Here is a 15,040-nt window from a genome sequence, read left to right on the forward strand (position 1 = left end):
TTGAGGGGGAGATGTCCGGCAGGACAGAGGGGGGTGCTGTCCCGCCGACCTTCGTCAGCAGTCAGACCGCTGCCAGCGCCTGCGTCAGGTCGGCGATAAGATCGTCCGGATGCTCGACGCCGATCGACAGCCTGACCGTGGTCTCCAGCACGCCGATGCGCTGGCGCACGTCGAAGGGAATGCCGGAGTGCGTCATCGCCGCCGGGTGGCTGGCGAGTGACTCCGTGCCGCCAAGGCTCACCGCCAGCTTGAATATTTGCAGCCCGTTGAGAAAGGCGAAGGCCGCCTTCTCTCCGCCCTTGATATCGAAAGAAAATGTCGAGCCGGCGCCGCTGCATTGCGCTTTGTAGGCCCGTCCCGCTGCCGTGTCCTCGCCCAGGAACGGCAGGTAATGCACCTTTTCCACCTTGGCGTGATCGCGCAGGAATTCAGCCACGAGCCGCGCATTGTCGTTGGCGCGCTCCATGCGGATCGACAGCGTTTCCAGCGAGCGGCCGAGCATCCAGCAGGAATGCGGATCGAGCTGCGTGCCGATTGCGCCGCGCAACGCCTTGATTGGCTTGGTCACCGCCTTGCTGCCCATCGCCGCACCGGCGATCAGGTCGGAATGGCCGCCGACATATTTGGTCAGCGAATAGACGGAGACATCGGCGCCATGTTCGATCGGCCGCTGGAACACCGGGCCGAGCAGCGTGTTGTCGCAGACGATGATCGGCGTTGATCCTTGGCTTGCGCCGATCTCGTCGGCAAACTTCCGGATCAGTGCGATGTCGACCAGGCTGTTGGTCGGATTTGACGGCGTTTCGATGAGAATGACCGAGACACGCCCCTTCGCCACCGCTGCATCAGCAGCGGCCCGCACCGCCTTCTCGTCGACGCCGTCGGCGAAGCCGACAGCGCCGATGCCGAAGCCGGACAGCGTGCGCGTCAAAAGCGTCTCAGTGCCGCCGTAAAGCGGCTGCGAATGCAAGATGACATCGCCCGGACGGGCATAGGCGAGCAGCGTGGTGGCGATCGCCGACATGCCGGACGAGAACAGGATGCAGGCGTCCGTTCCCTCATAGACCGCCAGCCGGTCCTCGACGATCTCGGAGTTGGGATGATTGAAGCGCGAATAGACCAGGCCGGACGCCGTGCCGCTCGGCGGCTCCTTGCGGCCGGATGTGTAGTCGAAGAAGTCGCGCCCCTCCTCCGCCGATTTGAACACGAAGGTCGAGGTCAGGAACACCGGCGGCTTGACGGCGCCTTCCGACAGTTGCGGATCGAAGCCATAGCTCAACATCAACGTTTCCGGATGGAGCTTGTGGTTGCCGATGTGGGTTTTCGACGGGCGCGGCGCGGTCATGGCTTTTCCTGCGTTCTGGAGGAGTCTCGTCCAGCAATTTATGCGATCCCGGTCCACCAGTCCTTGCTATTTTCGGCCTCGCATGGCTGCATTCCGGCAACAAATTGCCGAGCGAGAGCAAAAGTGCAACAGAAGATAGCCGACGATTTCGACCGCAAGATCCTGCGCGAGCTGCAGGCCGACGCCCGCATCACCAACAATGAGCTGGCGGAGCGCATCGGCCTGTCGCCGTCGCCATGTTTGAGGAGGGTACGCCGGCTGGAGGAGGCCGGCATCATCAGGGGCTATACCACGCTGGTCGACCCGGCCGCCTTCGGCTGGAACATGGTCGCCATCGCCACCGTCCGGCTCAGCCGCCAGAACGAGGACGAGATCGTCATGTTCGAAGACGCCATCCGCGGTTGGGAAGAGGTACTGGAATGCCACCTCGTCACCGGGTCACGCGATTATGTGTTGAAAGTGGTGACCGGCAGCCTCGAACAGTACGAGCGCTTCATCAAGGAAAAGATCGCGCGGCTGAAATGCGTCGCGTCGATCGAGACCAGCTTCGTCATGAACACCATAAAGGAACGGCGCCTCTGACATTTGGTCAAAGGCGCCGCTCTCGAGGTCGAAATTGCCTGGCCAGGCTTATTTGATCGCCTTGTCGGTGATGGCTGTGGTGTAGGCGCCGGTCGGCGCCTTGGTGATGATCTTCTGGTCGAGCAGCGCCTTGGCGGTGCGCTCGTAGGTCGCCGGGTCGAGCTTGCCGTCGGCATTGTCGATCAGCTTGGCGACTTCGCTCATCATCCGCTTCTGGTGGTTTTCGTCCTGGCCACCGCCGTCCATGACAATGCCCGCGGCCTCGTCATTGTTGTCGATGGCATATTTCCAGCCCTTCATCGAGGCGCGCACGAAACGCACCATCTTGTCTTCGAAAGCCGGATCCTTGAGCTTGTCTTCCGAGGCATAGAGCCCGTCCTCAAGCAGGTCGTTGCCCATCGCCGAGTAGTTGAACACGGTCAGTTGATCCGGCTTGTAGCCGGCATCGATCAGCTGCCAGTACTCGTTGTAGGTCATGACCGAAATGCAATCCGCCTGCTTCTGGATCAGCGGCTGCACGTCGAAGCTCTGCTTCAAAACCGTGACGCCGTCCGGGCCGCCTTCGGTCTTCAGGCCGAGCTTGTTCATCCAGGCGTAGAATGGATATTCGTTACCGAAGAACCAGACGCCCAGCGTGTGACCCTTGAAATCGGCTTCGGTCTTGATCGGGCCGTCCTTCGGGCAGACCAGCTCCATACCGGCCTTCTTGAACGGCTGGGCGATGTTGACCAGCGGCACGCCCTTTTCGCGCGCGGCGAGCGCCCCGCCCATCCAGTCGACGATGACGTCGGCGCCACCGCCGGCGATCACCTGCTCGGGTGCGATATCGGGACCGCCCGGCTTGATGTCGACGTCGAGGCCTTCTGCTTCATAAAAACCCTTGGCCTTGGCGACATAGTAGCCGGCAAACTGCGCCTGCGTGACCCATTTCAGCTGCAAGGTCACCTTGTCGGCGGCCATTGCCTGGAACGCGGCCAGCGACATCGCGCCGGCCAGCATCGGAATGATCAGTCTTTTCATGTTTTTACCCTCTGAAGTTAACACCCGAACCCACCGCCCTATCCACCACGGACAGAGGGATGCCAAAACGTGACGGCTCTCTCGACGAGAGCGACCACGCCATAAAAGACCGAACCCGCCAGTGCTGCAACTGCGATTTCGGCCCAGACCATATCGATGTTCATCCGCCCGACCTCGGTCGAGATGCGAAAGCCCATGCCGACCACAGGCGTGCCGAAGAACTCGGCGACGATGGCGCCGATCAGCGCCAGCGTCGAGTTGATCTTCAGCGCGTTGAAGATGAAGGGCGCTGCCGCCGGCAGCCGGAGCTTCAAGAGTGTTGGCCAGTAGCCCGACGCATAGGTGCGCATCAGGTCGCGCTCCATATGGCCGGAGGCGGCAAGACCGGCAACCGTGTTCACCAGCATTGGGAAGAAGGTCATGATGATGACGACCGCGGCCTTGGACGGCCAGTCGAAGCCGAACCACATCACCATGATTGGCGCCACACCGATGATCGGCAGCGCCGAGACCATATTGCCGATCGGCAGCAGACCGCGGCGCAGGAACGGCACGCGGTCGGCCGCAATCGCCACCAGGAAGCCGGCGCCGCTGCCGATGACATAACCGAAGATCACCGCCTTGAAGATGGTCTGCCTGATATCGGCGCCGAGCACCGGCAGGGAACTGGCGATGCGCACACCGATGGCGCTCGGCGGCGGCAAAAGGATGAAGGGAATGCCGGCGCCACGCGTCACCGCTTCCCATATGATCAGGATCCAGGCGCCGAAGATCGCCGGGATGATGAGGCGCAGCGCCATCCGCGCCCCTTTTGCCATCGGGCGAAGCCCCGACAGCACCGCCACACAGCGCCAGGCCAGCAGCCAGGCAGCGGCGAGCAGCAGGAAATACGGCGCCAATGCCGTGCCTTCGAAACCTGTAATGCCCGAGATCAGCATCCAGGCGACGAGATGAGCGCCGATGAACAGCACCGCAGCCTCGGCCAGCGGCGAAATTCTGATCATCGAGATCAGCCCTGCCAGCACGGCCAGGCCGATCATCGGGGTCTTTATCCCGAAATAGGGGTAGTCGAAGCTTGCCGTCGGGTCTGCAAGGGCGGCCGCTTCCGGCTTCGACATCGCACTGAGCGCGACGGCGACGAGGCACAGCGCAACGGCCAGCACGGTTTGCCAGGAGGGCTTCAGCCAGTTCATGCCGGCCTCCCGCCCATGGCGCGGTCAACGAGGCGCCCGGCCATGCCGACCACCATGACCAGAAGGGCCGCCACCACCGAGCCCGCCACAAGGGCGGACCAGATGTCGATGGACTGGCTGTAATAGGCACCTGCCAAAAGCTTGGCGCCGATGCCGGCGACAGCACCGGTCGGCAGTTCGCCGACAATGGCGCCGACCAGGCTCGCCGCCACCGCCACCTTCATCGAGGTGAACAGGAACGGCACCGAGGCCGGCACCCGCAGCTTCCAGAAGGTCTGCGAGACACTGGCATTGTAGGTGTGCATCAGGTCGAGATGCATGAGTTCGGGCGAGCGCAGGCCCTTCACCATGCCCACCGTCACCGGGAAGAACGACAGGTAGGTCGAGATCATCGCCTTTGGGATCAGACCGCTGATGCCGATCGCCCCCAGCACGACGATGATCATCGGCGCCACGGCCAGAATGGGAATCGTCTGGGAGGCGATGATCCACGGCATCAGGCTGCGGTCGAGCGTCGCCACATGCACGATGCCGACCGCGATGACGATGCCGAGCGCCGTGCCGAAGGCAAAGCCGAGCAACGTCGACGACAGGGTCACCCAGGCATTGTAGACAAGGCTGCGGCTCGACGTGATGGGCCGCAGGAAGGTGTTCTCGAAGAAGTTCACCGCCACCTGATGCGGCGCCGGCAGCGTCGGCTTGGGCTGCGACAGCGTCTTGCCGATGAATTCGACTGTGCCGTGGGTTTCCCCGGCGCGCCGGTCGAGGTCGCGCTGGAAGGGCGCGTTTAGGATGACGGCGAAGACATACCAGAGCACCACCACGCCCAGGAGGATGGAGGTCACGGGGATGAGTTTTTCGCGGAAGGTGTCCATCTATCGCGCCTCGCCAGCGGGGCGCCCTCCTCTCCCCAACGGGGAGAGGGTGGCCGGAGCGAAGCGGAGGCCGACCACCTCCGCGTTCGTCATCCTAGGGCGGAGCGACGCGAAGCGTCGTGCAGACCCTAGGATCCATTCCGTGACGTTGGCCGAGGGGTATAAGCGGTTGAGAATGTTCGCCTTCGCGGGCGCAGCGGCGTGTGCACCGTTTTGCACCGTTGCGGACCGTATAGGTAACGGTATGGATCCTAGGGTCTGCGCCGCGTCGCTTCGCTCCTTGCTTCGCCCTAGGATGACGAAGGCGTGGCGGCGACGTCCGCACTCATTCGCTACCCCCTCAATCATCATAGCTGTGCCCTGCCCTCAAGCCATCGCGTACCCTGGCCGCGATCGCCAAAAATTCCGGCGTCTCGCGGATGTCCAGTGGCCGCTCCTTTGGCAGCGTCGATTCGATGATGTCGGTAACCCGACCTGGGCGCGGCGACATGACGACGATGCGCGTTGACAGATACACCGCCTCGGGGATGGAATGGGTGACGAAGCAGATCGTCTTGTTGGTGCGCGCCCACAATTCCAGAAGCTGTTCATTGAGATGATCGCGCACGATCTCGTCCAGCGCGCCGAAGGGCTCGTCCATCAGCAACAGGTCGGCGTCGAAGGCGAGCGCGCGGGCGATCGAAGCGCGCTGCTGCATGCCGCCGGAAAGCTGCCAGGGGTATTTCTTCTCGAAGCCGGAGAGGTTGACGAGCTCCATCGTGCGCTTGATGCGCTCGGCCTGCTCCGCTCTCGAAAGGCCGATGACCTCCAGCGGCAGCGCCACGTTACGCTCGATCGTGCGCCACGGGAAAAGGGCTGCCGCCTGGAAGACGTAGCCATAAGCGCGTTTCTCGCGCGCCTGTTCCGGCGTCATGCCGTTGACCGAGATCGTGCCCGATGTCGGTTTCTCCAGATCGGCGATGACGCGCAGCAAGGTGGTCTTGCCGCAGCCCGATGGGCCGATGAAGGAGACGAACTCGCCCTTGCCGATGGTCAGGTCGACATTGGAGAGCGCCTCTACCGGACCGTCATTGGTCTGAAAGGTAAGGCCAAGTTTGCTTGCCGAGACGACGGCTGGCGATCGTCCCGTCATCGCTTGCTGCCTGCTTCTCGCAGCCGCCCAGGATGAAATGCCGTTGCATTCGCGTTGATGTTGCTTTCCACTCGTCCAATCCCACCCAATCGACGCCCGGAGCCTTGCCGATGTCGCCCAAACCCACTTGTCACCTTATCCGTCCTGAAAGCACTTATGAAGGCAAGCAGGGATTGACCTATTTTGCCGGCATTGCAGCCGAGACGGTCGGCTCGTCCGGCATCTGCATGCATCTGCTCACCCTGCCGCCTGGCGCCCGCGCCAAGGCGCATCTGCATGAAAGCCATGAGACGGCGATCTATGTGCTCTCGGGCGAGGTCCACACATGGTATGGCGACAGGCTCGAGAACCACATCGTCGTCAAGGCCGGCGACCTCTTCTACATCCCGGCCGGCGTACCGCATCTGCCGGCCAATCTGAGCAACGCCCCGTCCTCGGCCGTCATCGCCCGCACCGATCCCAATGAACAGGAAAGCGTCGTCCTGTTGCCGGAGCTGGATGCGCTGGTGGCCTGACGCTGACGGGACTGCCGTCATTTGCACCGCGCCACTTCGCCCATGACATTGCCGTCCTCGTCGGCGACCGTCAGCTTCTTGGCGTTCTTGGCGCTGCGCTTGATGGTGAATTTGGTCGGCTCCTGTCCTTCTTCGCCTTCCGCCTCGCATGTTGCCGTCACCACCAGCGACCCATCAGCCTGCGCCTGCTTGTCCGTGAAGGTGCAGGCGCTGGCGGCGGTGACCAATGCCTCGTCGGTCAAAAGCAGCATCCGATCGGCGGCGACTTCCTGGCCGTTGCGGTTGATGCAGCCATATTTGTCCCCATAGGGTTTCGTCAGGTCGATGCCTGCCGCAAGGGCCTGACCCGCAGCCAGAACGACTACCATCGCAACAGACGGCCCCAAACCGCGCGCGCTCATTCCCCCAGCTCCAACGTCACGAACACGGTTGCAACGGCCCCATTTCTTCAAGACCGGGAATGGTCACGAAGAACCCACCCTCGCCCTTGTTGGTGACCACAACGGTTTCAGCCGTCGTCCCCGCCTCGCCTTCGGCGGAACAGGTCGCATCAAGTGATTGCGTGCCCGGCGCCCACGTCAATTGCTGCGCGAACCGGCAGCCGCTGCCATAGGTCTCGATGCCCTCGGCGGTCAGCACGATATAATCGTCGCGGCCCTGAAAGCCGGCCTTTGCAAAGACACAACCGGCATCGTTGCCCCAGAAGCCCACCAGCCTCTCGGCCCCTGTTGCCGGACCAGCGACCACCATCGCCACGACCAGTGAAATGAGCGCCCCCGGGCTCCGCAACGTCAAACGCCTGTCGCCGGAATGCCGGTGCGTTCGACCTTGCGCGGCGCGGTGATGTCCTTCCAGGTCGATAGAGCCCGGTTGACCGCCGCGTTCGGCTCGCGGGCGACGAATTCGCCATGGCCGGGCTTGGCCTTGACCTCCGCTTCCTCGACCGACAATTCGCCGCGCGAAAAGACGAAGCGCGGCAGGCCGGTCACCTCAAAACCTTCGAAGACGTTGTAGTCGATCACCGATTGCTGCTTCTTCGAGGTGATGGTCTTCTTGGCGCTGGGGTCCCACACCACGATGTCGGCGTCCGCGCCTTCGACGATGGCGCCCTTCCTAGGATACATGTTGAGGATCTTGGCGATGTTGGTCGAAGTCACCGCGACGAACTCGTTCATCGTCAGCCGCCCGGTGTTGACGCCCGTCGTCCACAGCACGGGCAAGCGGTCTTCAAGCCCGCCAGTGCCGTTCGGGATCTTGGTGAAATCGCCGACGCCGTTGCGCTTCTGCTTGGTGGTGAAGGCGCAGTGGTCGGTCGCCACCACCTGCAGCGATCCCGCCTGCAGGCCGGCCCACAGCGAATCCTGGTGCAGCTTGTTGCGGAAGGGCGGACTCATGACGCGGCGCGCCGCATGGTCCCAATCCTTGTCGAAATACTCGCTTTCATCCAGCGTCAGATGCTGGATCAGCGGCTCGCCGAAAACCCGAATGCCCTTCTGGCGGGCGCGGCGGATGGCTTCGTGGCTCTGCTCGCAGGACACATGCACGACATAGAGCGGCACGCCGGTCATGTCGGCGATCATGATGGCGCGGTTGGTCGCCTCGCCCTCCACTTCCGGCGGCCGCGAATAGGCGTGTCCCTCGGGGCCATTATTGCCGGCGGCGAGCAGCTTTTGCGACAGCGCCGCAACCACGTCGCCATTCTCGGCATGAACAAGCGGCAGCGCGCCGAGATCGGCGCAGCGCTGGAACGACGCGTACATCTCGTCGTCGTCCACCATCAGCGCGCCCTTGTAGGCCATGAAATGCTTGAACGAGGTAATGCCTCTGTCGACGACGGTGGCCATCTCGTCGAACACCTGCTTGCCCCACCAGGTGATCGCCATGTGGAAGGAGTAGTCGCAGGCAGCCTTCGAGGTCTTGTTGTCCCACATCTGCAACGCTTCCAGCAGCGACTGCTGCGGCGCCGGCAGGCAGAAATCGACCACCATCGTGGTGCCACCGGAAAGGGCCGCACGCGTCCCGGACTCGAAATCGTCGGCCGAATAGGTGCCCATGAACGGCATTTCGAGATGGGTGTGCGGATCGATGCCGCCCGGCATGACGTAACAGCCGCTGGCGTCGAACTCATGGTCGCCATGCAGGTTCGAGCCGATGGCGACGATCTTGCCGTGCTGCATCAGCACATCGGCCTTCCAGGTGCGGTCGGCGGTGACGATGGTGCCGTTTCGGATGACTTTGGTCATTGTCGTGTTCCCTTGTTCTCTTCGCGCTTCTTGTGAGCGTCGTTTTGAATACAGATCTTAGTTCACGCCACGATCCCCGCTGTCTCTACCACCGCATGGAACAGCACGTCGGCGCCGGCGCCGGCCCATTCCTTGGTGATTTCCTCAGCCTCGTTGTGTGACAACCCGTCAACGCAGGGGCACATCACCATGGCGGTCGGCGCAACGCGGTTGATCCAGCAGGCGTCGTGGCCGGCGCCGGAGACGATGTTGCGGTGGGAATAGCCGAGCCGATCGGCGGCGTCGCGGATCGCCTTGACGCAGCCGGCATCGAAGGTGACCGGATCGAAAGCGCCGACCTGCTCGACCTTGTACTTGATGTCGAGCGCCTCACAGATTGTGTCGATGCCTTCGCGTATGCGCCCATCCATCGCGTCCAGCACTTCCTTCTCGGGCGAGCGGATGTCGATGGTGAAGACGGTGCGCCCGGCGATGATGTTGCGCGAGTTCGGAAACACCTCCATGTGGCCGACCGCGCCGACGGCGTCGGGCTGGTAGTCCATGGCGATCTCGTGCACCAGTTCGATGACCCGAGCCATGCCGAGCCCGGCATTACGGCGCTTGGGCATCGGGGTCGAGCCGGTATGCGCCTCCTTGCCGGTCAGCGTTACCTGCAGCCATTTCAGGCCCTGGCCGTGGGTGACGACGCCAATGTCGATGCCTTCGTCCTCGAGGATCGGCCCCTGCTCAATATGCAGTTCGAAGAAGGCGTGGATCTTGCGATCACCGACTTTCTCGGTGCCTTTCCAGCCGATGCGCTCCAGCTCCTCGCCAAATTTCCTGCCCTGTTTATCAGTGTGCTGATACACGTCCGCCTGATCGAGCACACCGGCGAACACGCCGGACGCCATCATCGCCGGGGCAAAGCGCGAGCCTTCCTCATTGGTCCAGTTGGTAACGACGATCGGATGCCTGGTCTGGATGCCGAGATCGTTAAGCGAGCGAATAATCTCCAGCCCGCCGAGCACGCCGAGCACGCCGTCATATTTGCCGCCGGTCGGCTGCGTGTCGAGATGGCTGCCGACATAAACCGGCGGCAGGCTGGGATCAGCGCCTTCCCGGCGGGCAAACATGGTGCCCATTTCGTCGAGCCCCATTTCGAGCCCGGCCGCCTCGCACCAGCGCTTGAACAGATGCCGTCCCTCGCCGTCCTCGTCGGTCACGGTCTGGCGATTGTTGCCGCCGGCAATACCGGGGCCGATCTTCGCCATCTCCATGATGGAATCCCACAAACGGTCTGAATTGATTCGCAGATTCTCGCCCGGGGCGGCCATTCAAAGTCCTCTCATTTCATATAACCAACCGGGCGGCGGTTCCCGCCGCCGCCCGACTGGCTGGATAGATTAGTCGATCGCCTTCAGCACTTCTCTGACATGGTCGATCAATTCGTTGATCTGGCCCTTGGTGATGATCAGTGGCGGCGACAGCGCGATGATGTCGCCGGTGGTGCGGATCAGCGCGCCGCGCTCGAACGCCTTGACGAAGGCCGAGAAGGCCCGCTTGGTCGGGCTGCCGGCGATCGGCGCCAGTTCGATCGCGCCGATCAGGCCGATATTCCTGATGTCTATGACATGCGGCTCGTCCTTCAGCGAATGCAGCGCATCTTCCCAGTAGGGCGCCAGTTCCTCGCCACGGGTGAGCAGGCCCTCTTCCTTGTAGGTGTCGAGCGTGCCGAGTGCCGCGGCGCACGCAATCGGATTGCCCGAATAGGTGTAGCCGTGGAAGAACTCGATCATGTGCTCGGGGCCGGTCATGAAGGCGTCGTGGATTTCCTTCTTCACGAACACCGCGCCCATCGGGATGACGCCGTTGGAGACGCCCTTGGCGGTGGTCATGATGTCGGGCGTGACGCCGAAATAATCCGCTGCGAACGGCGCGCCGAGACGGCCGAAACCGGTGATGACCTCGTCGAAGATCAGCAAAATGCCGTGCTTGGTGCAGATCTCGCGCAGTTTCTGCAGATAGCCCTTCGGCGGCAGGATGACGCCGGTGGAGCCGGCGACCGGTTCGACGATGACGGCGGCGATGGTCGAGGCGTCATGCAGGGCAACGATGCGCTCCAGCTCGTTGGCGAGTTCGGCGCCATATTCCGGCACGCCCTTGGAGAAGGCGTTCCTTTCCGGCAGATGCGTGTGCGGCATGTGGTCGACGCCGCCGAGCAGCGTGCCGAACATCTTGCGGTTGGTGACGATGCCGCCGACCGAAATGCCGCCGAAATTGACGCCGTGATAGCCGCGTTCGCGGCCGATCAGGCGGGTGCGCGCGCCCTCGCCCTTCACACGGTGATAGGCGATCGCCATCTTCAGCGCGGTTTCCACCGATTCCGAACCGGAATTGGTGAAGAAGACATGGTCCATGCCCTTGGGCGCGAGGTCGACCAGGCGGTTGGCCAGTTCGAACACGATCGGGTGACCCATCTGGAAGGCCGGCGCATAGTCGAGTTCGGCGGCCTGATGCTGGATCGCCTCGGTGATCTTGGGACGGCAATGGCCGGCATTGACGCACCAGAGGCCGGCGGTGCCGTCGAGCACCTTGCGACCGTCGCTGGTGGTGTAGTGCATGTCCTTGGCGGACACGAACATGCGCGGCGCCTGTTTGAACTGCCGGTTTGCCGTGAACGGCATCCAGAATGCGCTGAGATCGTTCGGCGTGACTTTCAGCCGGTTGGACATGACCAAGACTTCCCCTTGTAACCTGTTTCGGTGCGGCTAACGCTTGGTCTTTCCAAAGCTTGGTCTTTGCTGCGTTTTCATGCTACGCAAATTTTTGACCGATTGGACAAACGTTAGCACCGCCCTGTCGGCGGTCAAGGGATTACTAGCGGAAATGCGGCCTGCGAAGTGCGCTCCACGGGTAAGAGATAAACTGGTCCAGAGAATTGGTCCAGATGACCCGCTCGGCCAAGGCTTGCAGGGGTGAGCGGCGCCATGGAAGGCTCAGCCCCTCGCCGCACCCGCATCCAGCAGGAAAAGCGCGAACTGATCCTGGAAGCAGCGCTCGAAGTCTTCTCCACCAACGGCTTTCGCGGCTCGACCATCGACCAGATCGCCGAGGCCGCGGGGATGTCGAAGCCGAACCTGCTCTATTATTTCCGCCGCAAGGAAGACATCCACGAAACGCTGATGGAGCGGCTGCTGGCGACGTGGCTGGCGCCGCTACGTGAACTCGACGACATCGGCGACCCCCTGACCGAGCTCAGGAGCTACATCCGGCGCAAGCTCGAAATGGCGCGTGATTTTCCCAGGGAGAGCCGGCTGTTCGCCAACGAGATCCTGCAAGGCGCGCCGCGCATCATGCCGCTGCTGGCGGGTGAGCTGAAAACGCTGGTCGACGAGAAGGCCAACGTCATCAAGGGCTGGATGCGCGCGGGAAAAATCGCCCGCACCGATCCCTGGCACCTGATCTTTTCGATCTGGGCGACGACGCAGCACTATGCCGATTTCGATGTCCAGGTCCGCGCGGTGCTTGGGCCCGATCGCGGCGGCGACGGCCGCTTCGAGGATGCGGCGCGGTTTCTGGAGCAGTTGTTCATTGATGGGCTGAAGCCGAAGGGCTGACCTTGGGCGTCAGGCGCTGCGGCGCTCCGCCGGCATCGCCTCAAGCAAATTCTGCAGCTTCTCGATCGAATTCTGTTCGGCCAGCGGCGTGTAGACGATCAGCTTCATGTCCGAGCCGTCGTCGATCGACAGGCTCATATGCTCGAACGTCATGGCGCCGGCGCTCGGATGTCGGACATGTTTCACCCCCGACAATCGGCGTGCCACGTCGCGTTGCGGCCACCAGTCGCGAAACTCCGGACTTGAGCGCGTCATAAGCACGATCAGCCGCTCGAAATCCGCATCGCCCACATAGCGGGCGCTTTCCGCCCGGAACGAGGCCAGCACGGTGCGCGCCAATTGCTCCCAGTCAACCAGCAGGCGCCGGTGATGCGGATTGGTGAACACCATGTGGACGATGTTGCGGGCGTCGCCCTCTAGCAGGCCATAATCACCGAACACCGCTACCGCCGCCGGATTCCAGGCCAGCACGTCCCAGCGCCGCCCGACGACATAGGCCGGCTGCAGCACCAGGCTCTCCAGCATATGCATCAGCGGGCCATCGACCTTTTCCGGCGCAGCCACGCGGTTCTCCGGTTGCTGGCGGCCTGCCAGGATGAACAGATGCCGCCTTTCAACGGCGTCGAGGCGCAGCGCTTCGCTGAGCGCCGCTAGCACCTCCACCGAGGGTCTGACCTCGCGCCCCTGCTCTAGCCATGTGTACCAGGTGGTGCCGACGCCGGCGATCATCGCCACTTCCTCGCGACGCAAGCCGGGCGTGCGTCTCCGCAGACCGGTCGCGATGCCGGTGGCGGACGGCGTCAATCTTTCGCGGCGCGAGCGCAGGAAGGCGCCAAGCTCGCGCCGGCGGCTGTCTTCAGCGGAGTGCGTGGGGGCATCCATGAGAGCTATTATAGCAGTATTGATACCAGGATAAAGTTTGAACTGTTTGGGCTGGGTCAGGCGCCCCATCTTCCATCCAGAGAGATGGAGGCTCTGAATATGGATCTGAAAGACAAGACAATCCTCATCACCGGTTCGACCGACGGCGTCGGCCGTGTCGTCGCGCAAAGGCTGGGCGCCGGCGGCGCGCGCGTGCTGGTGCATGGCCGTGACGCGGCTCGCGGCAAGGCAACCGTCGCAGAAATCGAATCCGCCGGCGGCAAAGCCGAGTACCTCGCCGCCGACCTCGCCTCGCTAGCCGAGGTCCGCCGCCTTGCCGAGGCCGTACGCGCAAAAACCGACCGGCTCGACATCCTCATCAACAATGCCGGCATCGGCACGGCCGGCGCCAAGCGACAGCTCAGCGCCGACGGCTTCGAACTGCGCCTTGCCGTCAACTATCTCGCCGGTTTCCTGCTGACCTCGGAACTGCTGCCGCTGCTCAAGGCGAGTTCGCCGGCGCGCATCGTCAACGTCGCTTCGGCCGGCCAGCAGGCGATCGATTTCGGCGATGTCATGCTGACCCGTTCCTATGACGGCGTGCGCGCCTATTGCCAGAGCAAGCTGGCGCAGATCCTGTTCACCATCGACCTCGCCGGAGAGTTGAAAGGCAGCGGCGTCACCGTCAACGCGCTGCATCCGGCGAGCTACATGAACACCACCATGGTCAAGCAGACTGGCGTGACGCCATGGAGTTCGGTCGAGACCGGCGCCGACGCCATTCTCAACCTCGCGACATCGCCCGCGCTGGAGGGCCGCAGTGGCCTCTATTTCGATGGCCAAAAGGAATCCCGCGCCGACGCACAAGCCTATGACGCCAAGGCCAGACAGCAATTGCGAGCCCTGAGCCTCGACCTCGTCGGCCAAGTCTCCGCAAAATCGAAGGAACAGCATTCATGACCGGCAAGATCGAACACACGGTCGTCATCGGCGGCTCATCCGGCATCGGCCTGGCAACGGCGCGAAAACTGCTGGGCCCAGGCATGAAGGTGACCATCACCGGACGAAACCAGGACAAGCTCACCAGCGCCTGGAAGAGCCTCGGCGGCGCCGCCGAAAAAGCTGCCTTCGATGCTTCGAAGCCGGACGAAGTTCGCCAGTTCTTTGGGGAACTCGGACCGTTCAATCACCTCGTGCTGGCCGCCAGCGGCGGCAAGGGACTTGGGCCGTTCGAAACCCTCGACCTCTCAGACATCGCCGGCGGCGTCGACGAGAAAGTCCGGCCGCAGCTGTCCTGCCTGCAGTCTGCCTTGCCGACGCTCGACAGATCGGGATCGGTCACCTTCATCTCGGCGGTGTCCGCCCAATTGTCGGCGCCCGGCGTGGCTGGCATTGCCGCCGTCAACGGCATGCTGCTGACGGTGGTGCCGATCCTGGCGGTCGAACTGAAGCCTCTGCGCGTCAACGTCGTGGCGCCCGGCGTCATCGACACGCCATGGTGGGATTTTCTGGCCGAAGACCAGCGGCAGGCGGTGTTCAGCGAATATGCCGGCAAAACCCCGGTGGCAGGATCGGCCGCGCCGAGGACGTCGCCGGCGCAATCGCCTTTCTCGTCTCCAACGGCTTCATGACCGGCCAAGTGCTGACCTGCGATGGCGGTTTGCGCTTCGCGGCGTGA

15 protein-coding genes and 1 pseudogene are annotated in these 15,040 nt (G+C 63.1%); 5 read left to right on the plus strand and 11 right to left on the minus strand.

Annotation, left to right across the window (positions count from 1 at the left end; genetic code table 11):
- Positions 1 to 61: 61 nt before the first annotated feature.
- Complete coding sequence (locus ACYG97_RS13340; RefSeq protein ID WP_023688001.1) at positions 62 to 1,345, minus strand: cystathionine gamma-synthase family protein; 1,284 nt, start codon at positions 1,343 to 1,345, stop codon at positions 62 to 64.
- Positions 1,346 to 1,468: 123 nt separating this feature from the next.
- Between ACYG97_RS13340 and ACYG97_RS13345 the strand changes: the two genes are divergently transcribed.
- Positions 1,469 to 1,927, plus strand: coding sequence for an Lrp/AsnC family transcriptional regulator (locus ACYG97_RS13345; RefSeq protein WP_023682177.1), 459 nt, complete (start codon positions 1,469 to 1,471; stop codon positions 1,925 to 1,927).
- Positions 1,928 to 1,975: 48 nt separating this feature from the next.
- On the opposite strand, the gene ACYG97_RS13350 is transcribed toward ACYG97_RS13345, so the two are convergent.
- The 4 genes from ACYG97_RS13350 to ACYG97_RS13365 form a co-directional block, all read right to left on the minus strand.
- Positions 1,976 to 2,947: an ABC transporter substrate-binding protein gene (locus ACYG97_RS13350; RefSeq protein ID WP_023682178.1), complete on the minus strand. Its 972-nt coding sequence runs from the start codon at positions 2,945 to 2,947 to the stop codon at positions 1,976 to 1,978.
- Positions 2,948 to 2,985: 38 nt separating this feature from the next.
- Positions 2,986 to 4,140 (minus strand): ABC transporter permease, encoded by a 1,155-nt coding sequence (locus ACYG97_RS13355; RefSeq protein ID WP_023733093.1) that lies wholly within the window; start codon positions 4,138 to 4,140, stop codon positions 2,986 to 2,988.
- Positions 4,137 to 5,015, minus strand: a complete 879-nt coding sequence (locus ACYG97_RS13360) for an ABC transporter permease (protein ID WP_023733094.1) — start codon at positions 5,013 to 5,015, stop codon at positions 4,137 to 4,139. Before ACYG97_RS13360 ends, ACYG97_RS13355 begins: the two co-directional genes overlap by 4 nt.
- 340 nt (positions 5,016 to 5,355) lie before the next feature.
- Entirely contained in the window at positions 5,356 to 6,147 is a 792-nt protein-coding gene (locus tag ACYG97_RS13365; protein ID WP_023733095.1) for an ABC transporter ATP-binding protein, read from the minus strand.
- A 110-nt stretch (positions 6,148 to 6,257) separates the two neighbouring features.
- Between ACYG97_RS13365 and ACYG97_RS13370 the strand changes: the two genes are divergently transcribed.
- On the plus strand, positions 6,258 to 6,662 hold the full coding sequence (locus tag ACYG97_RS13370) for a cupin domain-containing protein (RefSeq protein WP_031193071.1): 405 nt from the start codon (positions 6,258 to 6,260) through the stop codon (positions 6,660 to 6,662).
- Positions 6,663 to 6,679: 17 nt separating this feature from the next.
- On the opposite strand, the gene ACYG97_RS13375 is transcribed toward ACYG97_RS13370, so the two are convergent.
- The 5 genes from ACYG97_RS13375 to aptA form a co-directional block, all read right to left on the minus strand.
- Positions 6,680 to 7,063, minus strand: a complete 384-nt coding sequence (locus tag ACYG97_RS13375; protein ID WP_031262037.1) for a hypothetical protein — start codon at positions 7,061 to 7,063, stop codon at positions 6,680 to 6,682.
- Positions 7,064 to 7,079: 16 nt separating this feature from the next.
- Complete coding sequence (locus ACYG97_RS13380; RefSeq protein WP_245260000.1) at positions 7,080 to 7,373, minus strand: hypothetical protein; 294 nt, start codon at positions 7,371 to 7,373, stop codon at positions 7,080 to 7,082.
- Between the two features lie 80 nt (positions 7,374 to 7,453).
- The gene (hydA, locus tag ACYG97_RS13385) at positions 7,454 to 8,905 is read right to left on the minus strand and encodes a dihydropyrimidinase (RefSeq protein ID WP_023733097.1); all 1,452 of its coding nucleotides are present in this window, start codon (positions 8,903 to 8,905) and stop codon (positions 7,454 to 7,456) included.
- 62 nt (positions 8,906 to 8,967) lie between these two features.
- Positions 8,968 to 10,218: a Zn-dependent hydrolase gene (locus ACYG97_RS13390; protein ID WP_023733098.1), complete on the minus strand. Its 1,251-nt coding sequence runs from the start codon at positions 10,216 to 10,218 to the stop codon at positions 8,968 to 8,970.
- 69 nt (positions 10,219 to 10,287) lie between these two features.
- Positions 10,288 to 11,616: an omega-aminotransferase AptA gene (aptA, locus tag ACYG97_RS13395; RefSeq protein ID WP_023733099.1), complete on the minus strand. Its 1,329-nt coding sequence runs from the start codon at positions 11,614 to 11,616 to the stop codon at positions 10,288 to 10,290.
- Positions 11,617 to 11,871: 255 nt separating this feature from the next.
- Here aptA and ACYG97_RS13400 point away from each other — a divergent pair, with 255 nt between their 5' ends.
- On the plus strand, positions 11,872 to 12,501 hold the full coding sequence (locus tag ACYG97_RS13400; protein ID WP_023687993.1) for a TetR family transcriptional regulator C-terminal domain-containing protein: 630 nt from the start codon (positions 11,872 to 11,874) through the stop codon (positions 12,499 to 12,501).
- A gap of 9 nt (positions 12,502 to 12,510) precedes the next feature.
- Here the strand turns inward: ACYG97_RS13400 and ACYG97_RS13405 are convergent, their stop codons facing one another.
- Positions 12,511 to 13,383 (minus strand): helix-turn-helix transcriptional regulator, encoded by an 873-nt coding sequence (locus ACYG97_RS13405; RefSeq protein ID WP_023697054.1) that lies wholly within the window; start codon positions 13,381 to 13,383, stop codon positions 12,511 to 12,513.
- Between the two features lie 99 nt (positions 13,384 to 13,482).
- Between ACYG97_RS13405 and ACYG97_RS13410 the strand changes: the two genes are divergently transcribed.
- Both ACYG97_RS13410 and ACYG97_RS13415 read left to right on the plus strand, forming a co-directional pair.
- Entirely contained in the window at positions 13,483 to 14,322 is an 840-nt protein-coding gene (locus tag ACYG97_RS13410) for an SDR family oxidoreductase (RefSeq protein WP_023733100.1), read from the plus strand.
- Positions 14,319 to 15,040: pseudogene (locus ACYG97_RS13415) on the plus strand (SDR family oxidoreductase). Before ACYG97_RS13410 ends, ACYG97_RS13415 begins: the two are co-directional and overlap by 4 nt.

It is taken from the genome of Mesorhizobium sp. W067, from assembly GCF_054719525.1.

Bases quoted from the DNA above. Each gene is read 5' to 3' on its own strand.
- hydA (WP_023733097.1), bottom strand. From the start codon at position 8,905: ATGACCAAAGTCATCCGAAACGGCACCATCGTCACCGCCGACCGCACC.
- ACYG97_RS13375 (WP_031262037.1), bottom strand. From the start codon at position 7,063: ATGAGCGCGCGCGGTTTGGGGCCGTCTGTTGCGATGGTAGTCGTTCTG.
- ACYG97_RS13410 (WP_023733100.1), top strand. From the start codon at position 13,483: ATGGATCTGAAAGACAAGACAATCCTCATCACCGGTTCGACCGACGGC.
- ACYG97_RS13360 (WP_023733094.1), bottom strand. From the start codon at position 5,015: ATGGACACCTTCCGCGAAAAACTCATCCCCGTGACCTCCATCCTCCTG.
- ACYG97_RS13405 (WP_023697054.1), bottom strand. From the start codon at position 13,383: ATGGATGCCCCCACGCACTCCGCTGAAGACAGCCGCCGGCGCGAGCTT.
- ACYG97_RS13390 (WP_023733098.1), bottom strand. From the start codon at position 10,218: ATGGCCGCCCCGGGCGAGAATCTGCGAATCAATTCAGACCGTTTGTGG.
- ACYG97_RS13350 (WP_023682178.1), bottom strand. From the start codon at position 2,947: ATGAAAAGACTGATCATTCCGATGCTGGCCGGCGCGATGTCGCTGGCC.
- ACYG97_RS13370 (WP_031193071.1), top strand. From the start codon at position 6,258: ATGTCGCCCAAACCCACTTGTCACCTTATCCGTCCTGAAAGCACTTAT.
- aptA (WP_023733099.1), bottom strand. From the start codon at position 11,616: ATGTCCAACCGGCTGAAAGTCACGCCGAACGATCTCAGCGCATTCTGG.
- ACYG97_RS13355 (WP_023733093.1), bottom strand. From the start codon at position 4,140: ATGAACTGGCTGAAGCCCTCCTGGCAAACCGTGCTGGCCGTTGCGCTG.
- ACYG97_RS13365 (WP_023733095.1), bottom strand. From the start codon at position 6,147: ATGACGGGACGATCGCCAGCCGTCGTCTCGGCAAGCAAACTTGGCCTT.
- ACYG97_RS13340 (WP_023688001.1), bottom strand. From the start codon at position 1,345: ATGACCGCGCCGCGCCCGTCGAAAACCCACATCGGCAACCACAAGCTC.
- ACYG97_RS13400 (WP_023687993.1), top strand. From the start codon at position 11,872: ATGGAAGGCTCAGCCCCTCGCCGCACCCGCATCCAGCAGGAAAAGCGC.